Annotated in this window: 16 protein-coding genes and 1 riboswitch; of the genes, 5 read left to right on the top strand and 11 right to left on the bottom strand. The window is 40.2% G+C overall.

The window, feature by feature from the left end; translation table 11 throughout:
* Nucleotides 1–45: 45 nt before the first annotated feature.
* The 3 genes from ABFY19_RS06715 to ABFY19_RS06705 are packed head-to-tail and all read right to left on the bottom strand — an operon-like array spanning nt 46 to nt 4144.
* Nucleotides 46–1308, bottom strand: a complete 1263-nt coding sequence (locus ABFY19_RS06715) for an aminotransferase class I/II-fold pyridoxal phosphate-dependent enzyme (RefSeq protein WP_418792484.1) — start codon at nt 1306–1308, stop codon at nt 46–48.
* Nucleotides 1301–3163 (bottom strand): GTPase HflX, encoded by a 1863-nt coding sequence (hflX, locus tag ABFY19_RS06710; RefSeq protein WP_418792483.1) that lies wholly within the window; start codon nt 3161–3163, stop codon nt 1301–1303. The genes ABFY19_RS06715 and hflX overlap by 8 nt, the downstream gene beginning before the upstream one ends.
* Before the next feature lie 60 nt (nt 3164–3223).
* Nucleotides 3224–4144, bottom strand: a complete 921-nt coding sequence (locus tag ABFY19_RS06705; RefSeq protein ID WP_418792552.1) for an AAA family ATPase — start codon at nt 4142–4144, stop codon at nt 3224–3226.
* 161 nt (nt 4145–4305) lie between these two features.
* Nucleotides 4306–4384: riboswitch (cyclic di-GMP riboswitch) on the top strand.
* 195 nt (nt 4385–4579) lie between these two features.
* Here ABFY19_RS06705 and ABFY19_RS06700 point away from each other — a divergent pair.
* A complete protein-coding gene (locus ABFY19_RS06700; RefSeq protein WP_418792482.1) occupies nt 4580–4855 on the top strand; it encodes an HU family DNA-binding protein in 276 nt (91 codons plus the stop codon).
* A gap of 89 nt (nt 4856–4944) precedes the next feature.
* Here ABFY19_RS06700 and hfq read toward each other — a convergent pair whose 3' ends face one another.
* The 7 genes from hfq to miaB all read right to left on the bottom strand — a co-directional run bounded on the left by hfq (nt 4945) and on the right by miaB (nt 13251).
* On the bottom strand, nt 4945–5187 hold the full coding sequence (gene hfq / locus ABFY19_RS06695; protein ID WP_418792481.1) for an RNA chaperone Hfq: 243 nt from the start codon (nt 5185–5187) through the stop codon (nt 4945–4947).
* A 42-nt stretch (nt 5188–5229) separates the two neighbouring features.
* Nucleotides 5230–6174 carry a tRNA (adenosine(37)-N6)-dimethylallyltransferase MiaA gene (miaA, locus tag ABFY19_RS06690; RefSeq protein ID WP_418792480.1) on the bottom strand — a complete coding sequence of 315 codons (945 nt, stop codon included), beginning with the start codon at nt 6172–6174 and terminating at the stop codon, nt 5230–5232.
* On the bottom strand, nt 6171–6962 hold the full coding sequence (locus ABFY19_RS06685; RefSeq protein WP_418792479.1) for a class I SAM-dependent methyltransferase: 792 nt from the start codon (nt 6960–6962) through the stop codon (nt 6171–6173). Before ABFY19_RS06685 ends, miaA begins: the two co-directional genes overlap by 4 nt.
* Before the next feature lie 3 nt (nt 6963–6965).
* Nucleotides 6966–8738 (bottom strand): DNA mismatch repair endonuclease MutL, encoded by a 1773-nt coding sequence (gene mutL, locus ABFY19_RS06680; RefSeq protein ID WP_418792478.1) that lies wholly within the window; start codon nt 8736–8738, stop codon nt 6966–6968.
* Nucleotides 8739–8741: 3 nt separating this feature from the next.
* A complete protein-coding gene (mutS, locus tag ABFY19_RS06675) occupies nt 8742–11381 on the bottom strand; it encodes a DNA mismatch repair protein MutS (protein WP_418792477.1) in 2640 nt (879 codons plus the stop codon).
* Nucleotides 11382–11519: 138 nt separating this feature from the next.
* A complete protein-coding gene (locus ABFY19_RS06670; protein WP_418792476.1) occupies nt 11520–11918 on the bottom strand; it encodes a YlbF family regulator in 399 nt (132 codons plus the stop codon).
* Nucleotides 11919–11970: 52 nt separating this feature from the next.
* A complete protein-coding gene (miaB, locus tag ABFY19_RS06665) occupies nt 11971–13251 on the bottom strand; it encodes a tRNA (N6-isopentenyl adenosine(37)-C2)-methylthiotransferase MiaB (RefSeq protein WP_418792551.1) in 1281 nt (426 codons plus the stop codon).
* Between the two features lie 359 nt (nt 13252–13610).
* On the opposite strand from miaB, the gene ABFY19_RS06660 reads away from it, so the two are divergent.
* A complete protein-coding gene (locus tag ABFY19_RS06660) occupies nt 13611–14882 on the top strand; it encodes a hemolysin family protein (RefSeq protein ID WP_418792475.1) in 1272 nt (423 codons plus the stop codon).
* An 89-nt stretch (nt 14883–14971) separates the two neighbouring features.
* On the opposite strand, the gene ABFY19_RS06655 is transcribed toward ABFY19_RS06660, so the two are convergent.
* Nucleotides 14972–16357 (bottom strand): S-layer homology domain-containing protein, encoded by a 1386-nt coding sequence (locus ABFY19_RS06655; protein ID WP_418792474.1) that lies wholly within the window; start codon nt 16355–16357, stop codon nt 14972–14974.
* Nucleotides 16358–16635: 278 nt separating this feature from the next.
* On the opposite strand from ABFY19_RS06655, the gene ABFY19_RS06650 reads away from it, so the two are divergent.
* From ABFY19_RS06650 to ABFY19_RS06640, 3 genes are all read left to right on the top strand, one after another.
* Nucleotides 16636–17832 carry an MFS transporter gene (locus ABFY19_RS06650; RefSeq protein ID WP_418792473.1) on the top strand — a complete coding sequence of 399 codons (1197 nt, stop codon included), beginning with the start codon at nt 16636–16638 and terminating at the stop codon, nt 17830–17832.
* A 104-nt stretch (nt 17833–17936) separates the two neighbouring features.
* Complete coding sequence (locus ABFY19_RS06645; protein ID WP_418792472.1) at nt 17937–18764, top strand: phosphosulfolactate synthase; 828 nt, start codon at nt 17937–17939, stop codon at nt 18762–18764.
* A gap of 6 nt (nt 18765–18770) precedes the next feature.
* The gene (locus tag ABFY19_RS06640; RefSeq protein ID WP_418792471.1) at nt 18771–19523 is read left to right on the top strand and encodes a 2-phosphosulfolactate phosphatase; all 753 of its coding nucleotides are present in this window, start codon (nt 18771–18773) and stop codon (nt 19521–19523) included.
* Nucleotides 19524–19616 lie beyond the last annotated feature (93 nt).

The following is a 19616-nucleotide window of genomic DNA, read 5'->3' as shown; positions in this document are numbered from 1 at the left end:
TTTAAGGCATTAAATCCTTCCAAGCCTAACGACATTATTTAGTTATTACTTAGTTTTTTCAGCAATACATTCCCTGGCAGCAGATATCAATCCGAGTTTAACATAGTCCCTGGAAATGCCTCCTTGCATATATATAGCATAGGGTTCCCTAAGCGGGCCGTCAGCACTAAGCTCGATAGTCGAACCTGATATAAAGGTGCCTCCAGCCATTACGACCCTATCAGTATATCCAGGCATTAGTACAGGTTCTGGAACAACATAACCGTCCAGCGGAGAACCCTTTTGAAGACCGCGGCAAAATGCGATCATTTGTTCTTCGTTTTCAAAACATATGCCCTGAACAATGTCTGACCTAATTTCATTAAATTTCGGGGATACCATATAACCCATTTTTTCAAAAAGAGCAGCGGCAAATACTGCTCCTTTCAAGGCTTCGCAAACTATGTGAGGAGCTAAAAATATCCCGTGGAGAAACATCCGGTTATATTCTAGGGTAGCCCCCACTTCCCCACCGATTCCAGGGGCAGTTAGGCGATGTGCCGCCATTTCAACAAGCTCAGCATTACCTACGATATAACCACCGGTAGCAGCTATACCCCCGCCTATATTTTTAATTAGGGAACCGGCAGCCAGGTCTGCACCTGCTTCTATCGGTTCAATTTCTTCTACAAACTCCCCGTAACAATTATCAACAAATATAATAGTTTTATCATTTACGCTCCTGATTAGCTTACAGGCCTCAGATATTTGTGATATATTGAGAGCCGGGCGCCATTCATATCCTCGCGAACGCTGAATAATTACCATTCGTGTTTTCTGGTTTATTGCAGAAATTATACCTTCTCTATCAAACCCTCCTTCTTGGAGCAAGTCAACTTCACGGTATTTAATCCCCCACTGGGCAAGGTTGCCGGGAGCATTAGCCCTGATGCCTAATACTTCCTGAAGAGTATCATAGGGAGCTCCTGATATGGAAAGGACTTCATCACCAGGTCTGAGGATACCAAACAGGCATAGCGTTATGGCATGGGTTCCTGATACAATTTGACCCCGTACCAAGGCTGCTTGAGCACCAAAAACTTCAGCAAAAACATTTTCAACAGCATCCCTGCCGGCATCTCCGTATCCATAGCCTGTTGATCCTTTCAAGTGGAATTCACTAACCCTGGCCTTATGAAAAGCCTTAAGCACCTTGCTGTGATTATTTAAAGATATGTGGTCGAGTTTGCTGTAAACAGGTGTAATCTGTTTTTCAACCTCCTCGATAAATTTATCTGCATTCAGGTTTTTTAATTCCTGTTTATACACTGGTATTACCTCCGTCTGCACAGTCTGTCAGCCGAAATTCTTCAGCCGGCATTTTGGTTTTTTCATCCACATCTATCGTAATTTCAATATATTGTTCAAGATAATTCTCTTGAATCACTTTAGCCCGGTTGTGAAAATGAGAAATCAAGGATGCATGTGTATAGGGAATTCTATAAGTTTCCCTAACCATTTTGCCAGGCAGGTTCAAAGAAATCATTTCCAGCAGTTCATTTATTCCCTCCCCTGTTCTTGCTGAAATAAAAACACTATCAGGAAAACGGTTTCTCCAAGAACCTACTTCACATATCTTATCTGATTTTTCGAGTTTATCAATCTTATTAAAAACAGTTACTATAGGTTTTTCACAAACCCCAAGGTCTGCTAGAAGCTTATTAACTGATTCCATTTGACTGTACATAGACGGATGACTGATATCCACAATGTGCAGCAGGACATCTGATTCAATTACTTCCTCCAAAGTGGCCCTAAAGGCCGCAACCAGGTGGTGAGGTATCTTGTTAATAAATCCCACGGTATCCGATATCAAGGCAGGCCTGTTATCGGTTAGTTTTAGCTGTTTGGTAGTTGGGTCAAGGGTAGCAAAAAGCTTGTCCTCAGCAAGTATCCCGGCATCCGTCAATCTGTTAAGCAAAGTGGATTTACCCGAATTAGTATATCCACAAATAGAAATAACAGGTACAGATCTGCGTTTTCTTCTTGCCCTATGAAGTTTTCTGTTTTTGCGAACTGCTTCCAGTTCTTTTTTTAAATCAGTAATTCTTTTTCTAATTCTCCTGCGGTCAACTTCGAGCTTTGTTTCCCCCGGACCCCTTGTCCCAATACCGCCTCCCAGCCTTGAAAGAACAAGTCCTTTACCAGTAAGCCTTGGCAGTAAATAATTTAACTGAGCCAGTTCTACCTGCAGCTTTCCCTCTAGTGTTCGGGCTCTCCGGGCAAATATATCCAAGATGAGGTCTGTTCTGTCAATTATTTTAATTCCGGTTATTTCTTCAAGGTTTCTTAGTTGTGCTGGACTCAGCTCATCATCAAATATCAGCAAATCTGCTTCCAGTACCTGTGCTTTAAGGCTGAGTTCCTTGGCTTTGCCTTTACCGATATAAGTAGCCATATCTGGACGCACCCTGAACTGAACAATCTGATAAAGCACTTTTACTTTCGCGGTATCAGCTAATTGAGACAACTCACTAAGAGATTCTGCTATCTGTTCCTCAGAATCATTCTGTTTCCTGACAGCTACCAGAATAGCTCTCTCCTGAACTTGTACGTTACCTGTTGGATAAGCCTTTATTTTTGCTGAGAACAGCTTTTCATTCATTTCAATAATATCCATCAGACTGCTACAAGAAATCCCATTAATACTATAGGGCCCGTAGATAACATAATTTCCCTGAGTGTCGCTATTAACAGTATTATCATTTCCTCTCATTCCTACATATATTTCCGGTTCATTATTTTCATCAAGTCCAATTGAAGCGATGGCATCGAGGTTGAGAGAATCTATTGCTGAAAGGTCAACATCACTGAGGAAGGCACTGCCGCCCGGATGGGTATGAATACACCTTATTCCGGTGAATCGTCTCTGACTGCGTCTGCATTTAATTTCTCCAAGACAGACAGTAACTTTGTCTCCAACTGCAACATCTATAATTTTACCTTTTCTGTTTATATAAACAGAAATTTCCCTTTTTATTTTCTCAGAAACAGATGTAATCAATGAGACTATTTCTTCGGTAATAAATTGAGAATGTCCGGTATTCATTGTATATAATTTTTCTAGCTGCAGCAGCAGACTCTTTTTCAAACCGGCTATGTTCCCTTTTATATTTTGGGGCATTTTAGAACTCCTTTTTACTTACTGCAATTCCCTGATAAACAGAATCTTATCTGTTATTCGTTATAACATAAAATTCTCCTTCTTTAAACCTTTACAAACTCTGAGGACCTCATGTGCCTCCTCAATGTCAGCATCAGTAATTACCATAAGGTCTTCAACTGTAATTTCATCTTTGCTTATCAGCCTGACAGCCTGTCGTCTCATTGCCTTTTCAATCAAGTTTCTGACCAACCTGGCATTTCCTGAATGTTCATATCCCTTTCCGGTTTTAAGTTCAATAATGCGATTAAGGGAGTCACGGGCGGAAGCGGTTAGCTTATACTGCCGTTTATCAAGCATCAAATCAGCAATTTGCAGGAGTTCTTTTTTGGTATAATCAGGAAACTCTATGTGTAACGGAAACCTTGATTTTAATCCCGGGTTTGTTTTAATGAACTGGTCCATCTCCTGTTTATAACCTGCTAAAATCAAAATGAGGTTATCTTTTTGGTCCTCCATTGCTTTCACCAAGGTATCAATAGCTTCTTTCCCAAAGTCTTTTTCCCCTCCTCTTGCCAGAGAATGGGCTTCATCAATAAACAGAATCCCACCAATAGATTTGTTCAATTGTTCTCTGGTTTTTTGAGCTGTATGACCAATATACTCACCAACAAGGTCTGCGCGTTCTATTTCAACCAGATGCCCTTTTGAGAGTACGTTCATTTCCCTGAAAAGATTTCCGAGAATTCTGGCTACTGTAGTCTTGCCGGTTCCTGGGTTACCACTGAAAATCATATGCATTACCAGGGGCTCGGAAACAAGTTTTTCCTGGTGCCTTTTTTTTTGGATTTCTAGAAAGGCGCTTATTTCATAGACTAACTTTTTAACTGAATATAAACCAACAAGGTCATTGAGTTCATTCATTAGGCTTTCCAGCTGCTCTCTTTTTATCGGAACAGGCGGCAATTCCTTTTGCTGGGTTTTATTTTGCCTGGGGCGCATAATTCGTATTTCCAAAAGCCTTCCCCCTTAATGCACACTATTTTACTCTATTATTATACGCGTAATTATATAATCTGTGACTGGAATTTAAAAACCTTGTTATAATTTGGACATAATTGCAGGAAATTTATAAGTTTTGTAGAATGGAAAGAAAGGTAATTAATGCATAAAGGCAAACTTTTCGCAAGAAAAGGACGCAAAACTACAGGGTCCTACATAATAGGACAGCCAGTTGCCGCAATCAACGCAAATTACCTGTCTAGGCAATGGCTTGGCAGGTTATTTTTTATGGGCGGGAATTTAAAGGGCTGCGATTTAATAACATGTTGGCCTACATTAAAATACTCGAAGGGAGGGCACATTTCTTCATTATAATATTTTTATGATAACATTTCTAAGCTCCTGCAATTCATTTTATCAAAGGAGGTTTTCTTGGTGACAAAAACTGATTTGGTTGCTCAAGTTGCTGAAAAGGTAACACTCAAGAAAAAGGACGTTGAAAAAGCTGTTAATGCTGTATTTGAGAGTATTCAGGATGCTCTTGCTAAAGGAGAAAAAGCCCAGTTTATAGGTTTCGGTACGTTTGAGGTTAAACAACGTAAGGCTAGAAAAGGCCGTAATCCTCAAACTGGTAAAGTTATAAACATACCGGCTGCCAAGGTTCCGGCTTTCAAAGCCGGTAAAGCCCTTAAAAGCAAGGTTGCAAAATAATAATACAAGGGGAACGCACCCATAGATGGTACGTTCCCCATTTGTGTTTTTAACGAAAAGATTATTTTTTAATTCTATATCTGTCTTATTTATGACTTCATTTGCTCATTCATGTTCGTGGAAATCGCCTTAAAAGGTGTAATAGTTGAAATAGCATGCTTGTATACCATTTGCTGTTTGCTCTCATGTTCTATAATAACAGTAAAATTATCAAATCCCCTGACGACTCCCTTTAATTGAAAACCATTAACCAGATATATAGTAACGGGAATATTCTCCTTCCTAACTTGGTTCAAAAAAGAATCCTGTAAATTAATCTGCGTCTTTGTCATTCTGTTCCCTCCAAATTTCAGTTTTATTTTCTATTCTACATTTTACCAAAATTGTCCTTCTGACTCATCAACTATTTCGTTCGCAATTTCATCTAAATTGGTGTAACTTTCGACATCTTTCCATTTAATTCTGGAATCCTTCCTGAACCATGTTAACTGTCTTTTTGCAAACCTGCGGGTATTACGCTTGATTAATTCTACCGCTTCTTTAAGGCTGTAAACACCGTTTAAGTAATCAATGATTTCTTTGTATCCAATTGCCTGCATTGAACTGTGGTAAGCTCCATATCCCATTTCCAGAAGTTTGTTTACCTCATTAACCAGCCCCCTTGAAATCATGGCATCAACTCGTTTTTCTATTCTCTGATATAATTTTCCCCTGTCCATTGTCAACCCAAAATACGCGAGATTGAACTTTGGCGGCAAACTTTCTGTGTGATACTGAAAGTTAGAAAGTGGCAATCCTGTTGAATAATATACTTCCAGCGCTCTGATAAGACGCCTGGTATCATTGGGATGAATTCGTCCTGCTGAAACCGGGTCAACTTGTTTCAGCATTTTCACAAGAGGTTCATTACCCTGAACGTCTGACAATTTACGAAGTTCCCTTCGCTTTACTTGATTTTCACCTGGTGGGGTGAAATCATAATAATCAATAACGGAGCGAATATAAAGCCCGGTGCCCCCGACAATAATTGGTAAATTGCCATTATTATGTATAGAAATCATATGTTTATCAACAAGATTTTGAAAAATAGCAGCATTAAATTCTTCATCCGGATTAATACAATCTATAAGATAATGTTGAATTCCTCCCATCTCATCCATTGTGGGTTTGGCAGTACCAATATCCATGTATCTGTAAACCTGCATAGAATCACCGGAAATAATCGCACCATTTATCTTTTGAGCAACCTTAACGCCTATTTCTGTTTTGCCGACTGCGGTAGGTCCCACTATAACTATTAAAGGCAGCAGTTTTTTCATATTTCTGCCTCCTTTTCAATTACCCCAAAGGCAACCGGACTGTATCTGCCTCCAATAACCTTGCTGAATCCAAGTCTGGCAAACTCTTTACTAAAACTGTTCTCCTTCATAACAACCCGTTTTCTGGCAACCCTTACGGCCTCTTTAACCGCCTCTGGTGAAAGGGGGTCATGTTTTACTATTCCGCGCAAAGGTTCCATAGAACTGGACCTCATCCGTGGCTGCCTGAACATGGGATCAAAATAAACGATATCATAAGACCGTTCTGGAATTTCAGTCAGATAATGCTCATAAAGAGCACATTTAACCTGAATCCTTTCCATAGCGGACTTTAGAGAATGTGATTCCGAATTATAATTTCCCAATCCGTGTTTTACTATCAAAGCTATTTCAGATGTAGCCTCAATGCCAGTGACCTGACCTTCCGGGCCTGAAACAAAACTTGCAACAATGGCATCAGAGCCAAGGCCTAAAGTGCAATCGAGAACCCTGTCACCAGGATGTACAGACATTGCCTCAATCATGTGGTCACTTTTCCCTTGCTTGATAGCTTTAATCCGTGGCACACTCATACTTGGATGAAAGAAGTAAATACCATGTGAACTGTACAGTTTTAGTTCACTATTAGCCACTACTATAATGTTTTCTGCATTATTTATAATTTTAAGGTCATTTAGAGACATTCTCCTTCGTTCCACAAATTCAGATTTTAATTGTTCAGCCGCCCACATGGCTATTTCCATGGAGCGTGGGTCAGGTTTGTGAGATGTGGTAACTATTGTCTGCATAATTTAAAGAACCCTTTTAAACATTTTTTCCAGGTCATAACCTGAAAAATGCACCAATGTAGGCCGGCCATGTGGGCACGTATAGGGGTTCCGGGTTTCTGCCAGTTGACTCAGCAGTGACTCGGTTTCCTGCATCCCCAGCCTGTCGCCTGCTTTAATGGCGCTTTTGCAAGCCATAGTAATGAGCAGCTTTTCTTTAAGGGTCTTACCTGATATTGTGTTCCGGTTGTGGGAAAAATAATCCAGTAAATCTAAAAATATTTCTTTTGCACCATTTTCTATAATTGCAGCAGGAATAGCCCTGATTATAAATGAATCCCCACCGAAATGTTCTACCACGAATCCCAGGTCGGTTAAACTCAATATGTTTTCATTCAGGGTTTGAACTTCTTGATGTGTAAGCTCCAATGTTACCGGAAACAAAAGCTGTTCACTTACCGTATGCTCATCAGGCCGGGCCATAAATTTTTCATAAAGGATTCTTTCATGAGCTGCATGCTGGTCAATGAGATACATCCCATCATCCCCCTGAGCTGCAATAAATGTGCCGTTAATCTGACCCAATGGCTTGAGTGAAGGGAATCCCTGTTCCGGGGCCGCAATACCTGTGACTGCAGTTTTCAGCTCTGCTGAAAAGTTTTCATCTGAACAGTATTCTGCTCTGGGCGTTTCAGAAACCTTACTTGAAGCAAGTCCGATGCTTTCTGCCTGCCAGGATTGCTGAACCGGCTTTACTGGAGTGATTCCCGGGAACATTTTCTTCGGGAAAACCGCCGCAGGTATTAACCTGCTTTCACTGAGTACTCGGGACACCTCTTCTGTAATAAAGCCTGCCAAGTCCGTATTATCAAGAATCCGCACCTCAGTTTTGGCCGGATGCACATTGACATCAATTTCCGAAGGGTTAAGACCAATCTTGACAATAAAAACAGGGTACCTTCCTGTCATCAGCATACTATGATATGCTTTTTCAACAGCTTCACTGATAATCCTGTTCCTGACAAACCTGCCATTTATATAAATTGTCTGATAATGACGTGAAGCCCTTGACAGAGAGGGTTTGCCAATATAACCCCGTAATTCAGTGGTATCATTTGCCCCCTCAAGTGCCAACATTTCCCTGGCTGTTTCCGTTCCATAAACAGCAGCAATTGAATTTCTCAGGTTACCTTTTGCAGGTGTCTTAAGAATTAGTCTTCCATTAGTTTTAAGCTGAAATGATATTTCCGGATAGCCCATAGCAAATTTATTAATCACATCACTGACGTGTCCTGCTTCTACATTTGGTGTTTTCATATGTTTTCTTCTTGCCGGAGTATTAAAAAACAGGTCCCTTATGGTTAGAATAGTACCCTGTGGGGAAGCAGTATCATAATTTTTGAGCACATTTCCCCCCTCAATGTCTAAACCGGTACCAGAAACAGAATCGGCAGTGCGCGTTCTGAGATTTAAACGTGATACAGCAGCAATGCTTGAAAGGGCTTCTCCCCTGAAACCTAGTGTCAGTACGTTTTCTAGGTCTGCAGCATTCTTGATTTTACTGGTTGCATGGCGTTCAAAGGCAAAAACTGCATCATCAGGGGCTATACCACTACCGTTATCGGAGACAGTGATTTCAGAGAACCCACCGTCCGTGATACAAATTTCAATTCGGGTACTGCCCGCATCAATCGAATTTTCAACCAATTCCTTAACAATCGATGCCGGTCTTTCAATAACTTCGCCAGCCGCTATTTTGTTGACAACATGTTCTTCAAGTAAAACAATTCTGCCCATTTTTTACTCCTCACGTAACTTCAGGTGAAGTCTATAAAGTAAGTTAAGAGCATCAATAGGTGTCAAATTAAGAATATCAACTTTTTTGATCTCTTCTAGAACTGGGTTGGTGTTTCCCGGCTCCTCAAAAATACTTAACTGCAGACGTTCATTTTCCCTGACATGCTTTTTCCTGCCGGCAGCTGCCTCGCGCTGGCCTTTAGCCAGGTCTTCAGTGGTTTCCAAAGTAGCCAGAATTTCCTTAGCTCTGGTAAGTACCTCGCTTGGAAGGCCTGCCAACCGGGCGACCTGAATGCCATAGCTCCTGTCTGCACCACCAGGAATTATTTTCCTTAAGAATATTATATCCTCACCCTTTTCCCTTACAGCAATATTATGGTTTTGTACACCGGGAAATATTTCGGCAAGTTCCGTAAGTTCATGATAATGAGTAGCAAACAGGGTCTTGGCCCCAACTTTACCGGTATCCAAAATATATTCAGCTACTGCCCAAGCAATGCTCAGCCCATCAAAGGTACTGGTACCTCGTCCAATTTCATCTAGAATAACCAGACTCTTTGAGGTGGCATTATTTAAAATATTAGCCACTTCGTTCATTTCTACCATAAACGTAGACTGTCCTGTAGCTAGGTCGTCAGAAGCTCCCACCCTGGTAAATATCCGATCAATAATCCCGATTTTAGCGTTTTCGGCCGGAACAAATAAACCTGTCTGAGCCATTAGGCAAATCAGGGCAACCTGTCGCATATAAGTGCTTTTCCCTGCCATATTTGGCCCTGTGATGATATCAAGACGGTAGCCTGACCCGTCAAGATATGTATCGTTGGGGATAAAAGGCTCCTCTGCGAGCATTCTTTCAACAACCGGGTGTCTGCCTTCTTTTATTGCAAGCACATCACTGTCTTTAACAACCGGTTTAGAATAATTGTTCCTGATTGCCGCTTCTGCATTTGATTGATATACATCAAGGATTGCTATTAATGAAGCACATTTTTGAATCCGGGCTACTTCCCTGTTTACCGTTTCACGTATTTCGCAGAACATATTATACTCCAGTTGGGTTAGCCTGTCTTCTGCACCCATAATCAGATTCTCGTATTCCTTCAACTGAGGTGTAATATAGCGCTCAGCATTAGCTAATGTCTGTTTTCTGATATATTCATCAGGCACCATGGCAAGGTTTGACCTGGTAATTTCAATATAATAACCAAATACTTTGTTAAATCCTACTTTTAGGGACTTTATGCCTGTTCGTTCCTTTTCTTGGGCTTCAAGTGAGGTTATCCACTGTTTTCCATCCCTGGATGCAGTTCTCAGGTTATCAACTTCAGGATTAAATCCTGTTTTAATGATATTTCCGTCTCTTAGGGAAAAAGGCGGTTCCTCATGAATAGAATCTCTGATTATACCGACAACATCATCCATGCAATCGATTGTTTCCTGGATAACGACAAGACCGGGAGAATACGAATCTTGGAGCAGGTAACACAATTGTGGTAAAACCTCCAAAGAGCACTTAAGAGCTATCAAATCCCTAGCATTAGCAGAACCATAGGCAATCCTTCCCGCCAGCCGTTCTAAGTCATACACCCTATCCAGGAGCTTCCTCAGGTCACTCCTCTTGATAGTATTATTGGCAAGCTCTTCAACTGCGTCAAGGCGTTCCGATATTGCAGCAATATCGAGCAGAGGTTGTTCCAGCCAAAGCTTAAGAAGCCTTGCCCCCATTGCGGTAACAGTATGGTCAATAACCCATAAAAGTGACCCTCTTTTCTGACCATCCCTTATGGTTTGGGTTAGTTCCAGATTTCTGCGCGTGGCATTATCAAGAAGCATATAACAGTCGGTAGTATATGGCATAACTTTGTTGATATGTAATAGAGTGTTTTTTTGCGTCTCTTTCAGAAAACCCAGGATGCCTCCGGCAGCCCTGATTCCAAGTGTCAAGCCTTCACAGCCAAAACCCTCCAGGGATGAAGTCCCGAAATGCTCAATCAAACCCCTGTAGGATGTGCTATAAGAAAATGATTTCCAATTAAAATGATTTATTGCCAATCCTCGGAATTTGAATAATTTACCCTGCAAATCCCTGTTTTCCTTTAGTTCATCAGGAAGTATGCACTCAACCGGTTTTAAACGGGAAATTTCATCAATAAGCTTGGTTAGCGCCATTGGCCCCGTGATTTCGGTCATTGCAAAGTAACCGGTAGAAACTTCGGCAACTGCCAGTCCATATCCCAAGTCATCCTTAACAATCCCTATCAGGAAATTATATCTGGTTTCGTCAAGCATACTACTTTCGGTAACGGTGCCGGGAGTAATAATTCGGGTCACTTCCCGCTTAACAATCCCCTTGGCTGTCCGAGGGTCTTCCACCTGTTCACAGATAGCTACCCTAAATCCTTTGTCAATAAGGCGGGCAATATATGATTCTGCAGCATGATAAGGCACACCGCACATGGGAGTTTTTTTACCGCTGCCGCTATCACGTGACGTCAGAGTAATCTCCAAGGCTTTTGAGGCAACCTCGGCATCATCGAAAAACATCTCATAGAAGTCTCCAAGTCTGAAAAAAAGGATTTCATCAGGATGCTGTTTTTTTATTGTAAGGTACTGCTTCATCATTGGAGTTAGTTCTGTCAAGAGTGTCCCTCCTTTTATATCAATGCCTGGTATTATTAATAATACCATAATCTGGCCCTGAACAAAAGTTTGTTCAACTAAAGAGAGTGTCTCTTCCCGAGACACTCCTCCAGTTTTTAAAAAAATGTAAGAAATCTTTTAATTACAGCTGCATCCGGGATCGCAAGAATAACCACAATCAGCGGAATCACAGTCACAGGACTGGTTTCCGGAAAGTGCCTTAGTAATTATAAGGTTTACACTCCTGAGGAGATTTTCAAAACTCTCGGATGCTTCGATATAAGCCTTAATAGCAGCATTGCCTTTCATTTTTGTTTCCATTTCTACAACAATTTTTTTGTCTTCATCAGTAAGTTCCTGACCGTTTATTTGCTTTTTATAAATGTCTTGCTGAATTTTTTGAAATTCAGTGATAATCTTAACAGCCTCCGGATCCTGGTTCATATCTTCTTCTTTAAGCCTCATAAAATCAAGTTCGGCGCTGCCGGCAATAAGTTCGGCTAGTTCATTTGCCTTTTCTATAATCTCTACTGACATTTAACTCACCTCCAATCATTAGTCCTTCGACAATATTTTCAAAATACCTTTTTTAAATTAGCTCTCCATCAAGATGCCATGTCCCTGAATCGGATATCCTAACATTAAATAAATTCCCTATCATCTCAGAGGTACCCTTAAAAAGAACCAGTTTATTTGTTCTGGTACGTCCTTCCAAGAGGTCCGGGTTAGCACTGTTTATTCCCTCAATCAAAATTTCATGGGTCCTGCCTAATTGAACCAAGTTAATTTCATGGCTGATTTTGTTCTGCAATTTAATTAGTTTCTGAATTCGCTCTTTCTTAACCTGGTCATGCACTTGCCCTGCCATTTCAGCAGCCGGGGTGCCAGAACGTTTATTATAAACAAAAGTAAATGCTGCATCAAATCTAACCTGTTGCAGAAGGTCAAGAGTTTCCTTAAAATCATCATCAGTTTCACCCGGAAAACCCACGATAATATCTGTAGTAATGCTGGATTGAGGTATTTTAGTCCTTATTTTATTGACCAGTTCGAGATACATTTCTTTAGTATAACCCCTGTTCATTTCCTTCAGAACATTATTGCCACCTGCCTGTACAGGCAGGTGGAAGTGTTCACACACCTTTTTAGAAGAGGCTATTACATCAATTAACCTGTCATCAAAGTCCCTGGGATGTGAGGTCATATACCTGATTCTTGCCAGGTCTTCAATCGCATCTAGTTTCTGAAGCAAGTCAGCAAACTGGGTTTTAGGTTCCAGGTCTTTCCCATAGGAATTAACATTCTGTCCCAGAAGCATTACCTCTTTATAGCCTTCCCTGATAAGTTCTTGAACCTCTCTGATTATGTCATCCGGTTGCCGGCTCCGTTCCCTGCCGCGGACATAAGGGACAATACAGTATGTACAAAAATTATTACACCCATACATAATGGTCACATATGCCCTGATGCCTTCAGCACGTTTAGAGGGAAGGTTTTCAACGATATTTCCTTCAGTTTCCAGGATTTCAATAACCGATTGGCGTTCCACCTTAATCTTGTCAACCAATTCCGGAAGGCGGTGTATATTGTGAGTTCCAAAAATCAGTTCCACATGGGGAGCGCGTTTTTTTATTTTTGCAGCCATATCCGGCTGTTGTGTCATGCAACCACAAATTCCTATAATAAGGTCGGGAAACTCTCCTTTCAGAGCCTTTAATTCCCCTATTCTGCCCCACACCTTATTTTCAGCTGTTTCCCTTACACAGCAGGTATTAAGAAGTATGATGTCCGCTTCTTTTAACTCACTTGTGGGCTGATACCCCATCTCCTGCAGCATTCCGGCAAGGATTTCTGAATCCCGTTCATTCATCTGGCAGCCGAAAGTTATTAAAAAATACTTTGGGTTAATCTTGTTAATTGAATCCTTATCCAAGTATGGTTTCTCCTTTGATCACAAAATCACTGTATTTAGTCTTCCCTTATCCTTACCTAAAATTTCGCACGCCGAACTTAAATCAATTAGTATTATAATCCAAATTAACTCGGATTTCAATCAAAGTGAGTTATCGTTCTAAGAAAATACAGCAAAAATTAGATTTATACCTTTATTAAGTTATAAAAAAGTAGTATGATATCATTTAAGTCATCAATAAATTGTTGCATTTTTTAATATAGTGGCAAGCAAAAAAGGAGATGTTTTCAATAGAAAATATTATCTGGAGTTTATTTATGATATTATTAGCATTATTTTTAGTTATTTTAAACGGCTTTTTTGTAGCTGCTGAGTTTTCTTTAGTAAAAGTCAGAAAAACCCGTCTGGCCGAACTTACAGAAAATGGTTCCAAAAGTGCTGCGGTCGCACTTGATGTGACATCTAAACTGGATGCATATCTTTCCGCTTGCCAGTTGGGAATTACTCTGGCATCCCTGGGGCTGGGGTGGTTAGGAGAACCAGCTATTGCCAGGTTGCTGGAACCATTGTTTTCCGGCATACTCAACTGGTCACCTATTTATACACATACAGTTGCTTTGATTATATCCTTTTTAATCATAACATTTCTCCATATTATCTTAGGTGAACTGGTACCAAAATCACTTGCAATACAAAGTGCCGAAAAAATTGCTCTGGGAACTGCCGGGTTGCTGAAACTTTTTTACCGTATTTTTTATCCTGCCATTTTTCTTCTTAACGGCTTAGCCAACTCAATATTACGCTTAATTGGAATCTCGCCAGCGAACGAAGCTGACCTTGCACACACAGAGGAAGAACTTCGAATGCTGGTAGATGCCAGTGAACGCCATGGATTCTTGGATAAAATGGAGAGTACCCTGTTAGATAATGTCTTTGAGTTTTCTGACAGGACAGCTGCCGAAGTCATGGTTCCAAGACAAGATATGGTTTGCCTTTATGTTCAGGATACTATTGATGAAGCATTAGATGTTATCAAAGAATATGGTCATACGAGATATCCATTGTGTGATAATGATAAAGATAATATCATCGGTATGATTCATATAAGAGATATGATATCAAACAAAGATAATCCACTAAAAGAACTTTCACAATTAAAACGTGATATTCTAATTGTCCCTGAGGGAATACCTATTTCTCACCTGGTTCAAAAGATGCGCAGTATTCGGACTCATATTGCAGTTATTGCGGACGAGTTCGGTGGCACTTCAGGACTGGTAACAATTGAAGACATGTTGGAAGAACTGGTTGGAGAAATATATGATGAGTTTGACCGGGAACAACCTCATGTGAAAAAGATTAATGAAACTGATTATGAGGTCAATGGACGAGTTCTGCTTCATGATATCTCTGAAATTCTTGGAACTAATATTAATGCAGAAGGTATAGTAACAATTGGTGGATATATTTTTGCTCAAATTGGTCGAAAGCCCAAAAATGGTGAGGAAATTGAATTTGACGGCTACATTTTTCAGGTAGCAGAGGTAGTAGGATCAAGAATAGTTAAAGTAAACATAATAAAAAAATAACAATGACAAAACCTAAAAAGATAGCCCTCTACTTAGCTAGAACAGCTTAAGTAGAGGGCTGCATAATTTTTTACTTTAAAAATTATGCTTTATTTAATACCTTTTTTACCTTTGTTGGTTTGCACAACTTCATCTAATGTTTCTAAGTCACCGTCATCCTCATCGGCAACAATTTGATTATTGTGTTTAAATGGCATTGAATATGCTTTTATTTTTATTGCCTCATTGTCATCATTAAGAGTGAGTGTAACTATGTTTCCTGCCTCAAGGTCCCCAAGTTCTGCAGCATCACCATTCAAAGTTATAACCGCGTCATTTGTTACGGTATATTCAACAGGATCAGAAACAACTGCTTCCTCAATGTTTTGTTCCCGTTCCTGTTCAGTGGGCTGTTCATCTGTTTTTTTATCTTGTTTGATTGTTCCCTGTAACTTGTTAATGTTTCTATTGCGTTCCCTTTCATATCCCCAACAATTTTCCAAAACTACTATTGTGTTATCATCTGCATATACCTCATAGACAACACCTTTTACAGTTACCGGAGCAACTTCGATGTATACAGCAACACCGTTATTGTCAACTACCAATTTTGCGGTTGCACCTACTTCTATATCAACAAGTTCTGCTTCCTGATCGTTAACATAGATGAGGGCATTCTCGTCTACAGGATAGGTAACTTCATCTTCATCACCAACGTCAAGTGTTACAGCACCCTGGCAGTATATTGTTTCACAAACCGAGTTGGAAATAGTTGTCTCATCAGTAGAGACTTCAACTACTTCACCCTCTATAATGGTGCTGAATTTCCCAGGGATGGGAAGCTCATCTACTGATTGCCCCAGCATGACAGCTATTTGGGCCCTGGTAACACCTTTGTTGGGCTGGAAAGTTCCATCAGGAAAACCGTTAATAATATTATTTTTTACTGCAGATGCTACGTAACCAGTCTCAGAAACATCAGCAGCATCCTTAAATGGCAGGATCACATTATCCATACCGGCTGCATCTTCCTCTAAACCCATTACTTTAACAATAAGTTTGACAACCCATTGTCTGCTGGCTCCCTTATTTGACTGGAAATTCCCGGATTCAGACACTTCTAAGTACCCGTTTGTATATGCATAGGCTACATATTTTTTTACCCACTCTGGGATTTGAGCGGCATCTTTGTACGGCAGAACCACTGAACCTAGGTCGAAATCCGCAACTTCTTCTTCAAGCCCGGCTGACCTAAGGACTAAAGCAACAGCTTCTGCATGGGTAACTGGTTTGTTTGGCTGAAAAGAACCGTCAGGATAACCTTTGATAATGTTTTGTGACTTCATTTTATAGACATGCTTAAGTGCCCATTGAGCCTGGGCCATATCATTAAAAGTCGAATCAACAACACCTTTTTTTGCAGCCACGCCTGTAGTGGCGGTCATTAAGATAAATACTGTAATCATCAAAAGTGCAATTATTTTATTTTTTCTCACTTTAATCCCTCCCTAAATTAATTATGCTTCAAATTGAGTTACCTGTTATCCCTCCTCTCATAATTTTAAACAGAAAACCCTTCACTTAACAATACTTTCACTGAAGGGAAGCATCTAAGTTCCTAACTATTCAATACGTAAATTATAACTCTTTTTGTACCGTAATTGGGTGCTTAATGTCTTATTTTACAGCCTGTTTAATATTTGTTTACTATTTGTTCATATCTTAATTTTATTGTGGGAAAATAACCTTGCAGATGAAAGGAGAACTGAAAATTTTGAATGCAAAAACAATAACGATCTTGACATCTCTCGCTGCAGTACCTTTTATAATGGTGCTTGGAAATTCGATGTTAATTCCAGTATTGCCGGAGATGCAAAAACAACTGGGAATTACTCATTTTCAAACCAGTCTCGTTATCTCTATGTTTTCAATTCCGGCAGGCTTGACAATTCCCTTTGCTGGTTTTTTTTCAGACCGCCTGGGGAGGAAAAAAATCATAGCCCCATCACTGATTATATATGGATTAGGCGGTCTGATCGCCGGTATTGCCGCCCTTTATCTTGATAAGGGTTACTGGCTGATAATAACCGGCAGGATTATTCAAGGCATCGGAGCCGCTGGAACGGCACCGGTTACCATGGCCTTGGTCGGAGATATATTCATATCAAAAGAAAGAAGCAAGGCCTTGGGCTACATCGAAGCAGCTAATGGCCTAGGAAAGGTTGTCAGCCCAATTCTGGGTTCACTTGTTGCAATTATTGCCTGGTTCGGAACTTTTTTTATATTTCCCGTCCTTACTGTTCCCACAGCTATTGCAGTATGGTTTTTGGTAAATGAACCTGAAATGAGTAGAAACAAGCAAAGTATCATGCAGTATTTTAATTCAATAATATCATTGTTCAAAAATAAGGCAGCATTTTTGATTACATCCTTCATTACCGGTTTGCTCTCCTTATTACTGCTTTTTGGTCTGCTGTTTTTTTTATCTGACTATCTTGAAGCATCTCTAAAGTTGTTTGGGGTAAAAAAAGGGGTTGCCCTTGCTGTACCGGTACTGGTAATGAGTGCCGTATCACTTGCTGCAGGAAGTCTTATCAAAAAAAAGGTTCTCCTAATGAAAATACTTATTATAAGCGGTTTAAGCATTATTACTTTTTCATTTGGTTTATTGCCTTTTTTTCAAAACCCTTGGATAAACATTGTTGTAATGTCAGTTGCCGGAATTGGAGTAGGACTCATACTTCCCTGTTTGAACACACTGATTACTAGTTCATCATCCTCAGAGCAGCGGGGTATGATAACATCACTCTATGGAGGAATAAGATTTTTCGGGGTAGCTGCAGGCCCCCCGCTTTTCGGAATCCTTGACGGGTTTGGCAGGTATGTGCTGTTTTGGTCTGGTGCAGGAGCAGCTTTGGCAGTCGGGATACTATGTATCATTGCGCTGCCTGCCAAAGTGCCGGAAAACTAATAATCCGAAATAACATCATTTTCAACGTAACCTTAAAATAGCCCGGTGAATACAATACAACTGTAACATGTTTAGCGTCTGCGAAGAGAAAGGAGCTGAAATGTGTGGCCGGTATTGGTCTGGTAAATACATGGGAAGGCACTATAGCATTTCCTAATAGCGCCAGGTTGGTTAAACCAAGGGGAAATGGTATTACAATGGTGATTGATAAGGGCTTGGGGTTATCCGAAACTGCAAATTTGTTATCAGTTGCAGGGGAATATGTTGACTACATTAAATTGGCCTTTGGCACTGCTGCCTTATATCCGGGCAAAATACTCAGAGAAAAAGTATCCTTCATCAGATCATGTGGAATTCAAATCTATCCAGGGGGAACATTTATGGAGATAGCTATAATCCAGGATAAAATCCCGGAGTTTCTGGATAAATGCCGGGACCTTGGGTTCTCTGCTATTGAGGTTTCAGACGGTACAATCAGTTTATCCCCTGATAAAAGAACAGAATTAATAGTTATGGCAAAAAAAATGGGATTTACCGTGCTTAGTGAGGTTGGCAAAAAATCACCTTTGGAATCTCTTGAGATTGATGAAATGGTGTCCCAGGTTCACAATGACCTAAATGCAGGAGCTGATTATGTAATATTTGAAGCTAGAGATTCAGGAAAAGGAATCGGTATCTTTAACGAAAATGGTGATATGCGAAATGGTTTTTTCATTAATCTCATCCAAGGGCTTGGGGATTCTGCTAAAATTATTTGGGAGGCTCCGCTGAAAAATCAGCAGCATGAACTTATCAAAGTTTTTGGACCCAATGTAAACCTCGGAAACATACCTCCGGCGGATGTTATAGCTCTTGAATCCTTGCGGGTCGGTCTGCGAAGTGATACTTTAAAGGATATCTTGTGCAAAGAAACATCTTTGGCCATAGTGTGAAACGTTATGAATGTTGATATTATTCCAACTCTTAAGGAGGTAAAGGCACAAAAGATATATGGTAAAACCGTTATAGTTTTGGACATCTTCAGGTGCAGCAGCACTATTGTAACCGCACTAGCAAATGGGTGTGCCGAGATTATCCCTGCTGTGACCCTGCAGGAAGCGAAAAGCATACTGGAAAAGAAACATCAGAAAAACATCCTGGTTGCCGGGGAAATACGGGGGCTAAAATGCAAAAACTTCAAGAATGGTAACTCCCCGCTGGAATTTCAAGAACCGCTGGTAAAAGATAAAATAATAATTCTTACAACTACAAACGGGACTAAAGCCATTAAATACTGCAAACCTGCAAAACAGGTGCTTATAGGAAGCTTTTTAAATGTCGATGCTGTGTGTTCACGTGCTCTAGGATATCAAAAAGATATTATCATTGTTTGTGCCGGATCCGAAGGCAAGATAGCACTAGAAGATGTGCTGGCTGCGGGATACCATGTATCTGTACTTAAGAAACAAATGCCTGAGATAAGATTCGCTGAACTAGCCAAAACTTTTTATTACCTCTATCTCTATTTTAAAAGCAACCTAAAACAGGTTTTATTATCAACCAGAAGTGGAATTAACCTTCAGAACCTTGGATATATTGATGATATTTATTATTGTCTGCAAGAAAATAAATTTCGGGTGGTACCAATTTATAAGAACAATATAATCAGATTAACCCAGCCGATAGCCTTACATAATGACCCGCAACAGTGAAATAAAAAAAACAAGTGGTATGATACCGGCCCTAATTTGTACTATCACTTAATTATTGGCATAAATTTAAATGATACTATTGTTGCCGGGGAG

Origin of the sequence: Phosphitispora sp. TUW77 (assembly GCF_048453025.1) — a bacterium.
Classification (GTDB): Bacteria; Bacillota; Thermincolia; order Thermincolales; family UBA2595; genus Phosphitispora.
The sequence above is the reverse complement of the archived record's forward strand: the minus strand, read 5'-3'. Positions and strand labels throughout refer to the sequence as shown.

Excerpts from the sequence above, each read along its gene's own strand:
- ABFY19_RS06640 (WP_418792471.1), top strand. The coding sequence starts at position 18,771 with ATGAATGTTGATATTATTCCAACTCTTAAGGAGGTAAAGGCACAAAAG.
- miaA (WP_418792480.1), bottom strand. The coding sequence starts at position 6,174 with ATGAAAAAACTGCTGCCTTTAATAGTTATAGTGGGACCTACCGCAGTC.
- miaB (WP_418792551.1), bottom strand. The coding sequence starts at position 13,251 with ATGAATGAACGGGATTCAGAAATCCTTGCCGGAATGCTGCAGGAGATG.
- ABFY19_RS06670 (WP_418792476.1), bottom strand. The coding sequence starts at position 11,918 with ATGTCAGTAGAGATTATAGAAAAGGCAAATGAACTAGCCGAACTTATT.
- hflX (WP_418792483.1), bottom strand. The coding sequence starts at position 3,163 with ATGCCCCAAAATATAAAAGGGAACATAGCCGGTTTGAAAAAGAGTCTG.
- mutL (WP_418792478.1), bottom strand. The coding sequence starts at position 8,738 with ATGGGCAGAATTGTTTTACTTGAAGAACATGTTGTCAACAAAATAGCG.
- ABFY19_RS06685 (WP_418792479.1), bottom strand. The coding sequence starts at position 6,962 with ATGCAGACAATAGTTACCACATCTCACAAACCTGACCCACGCTCCATG.
- ABFY19_RS06660 (WP_418792475.1), top strand. The coding sequence starts at position 13,611 with ATGATATTATTAGCATTATTTTTAGTTATTTTAAACGGCTTTTTTGTA.
- hfq (WP_418792481.1), bottom strand. The coding sequence starts at position 5,187 with ATGACAAAGACGCAGATTAATTTACAGGATTCTTTTTTGAACCAAGTT.
- ABFY19_RS06705 (WP_418792552.1), bottom strand. The coding sequence starts at position 4,144 with ATGCGCCCCAGGCAAAATAAAACCCAGCAAAAGGAATTGCCGCCTGTT.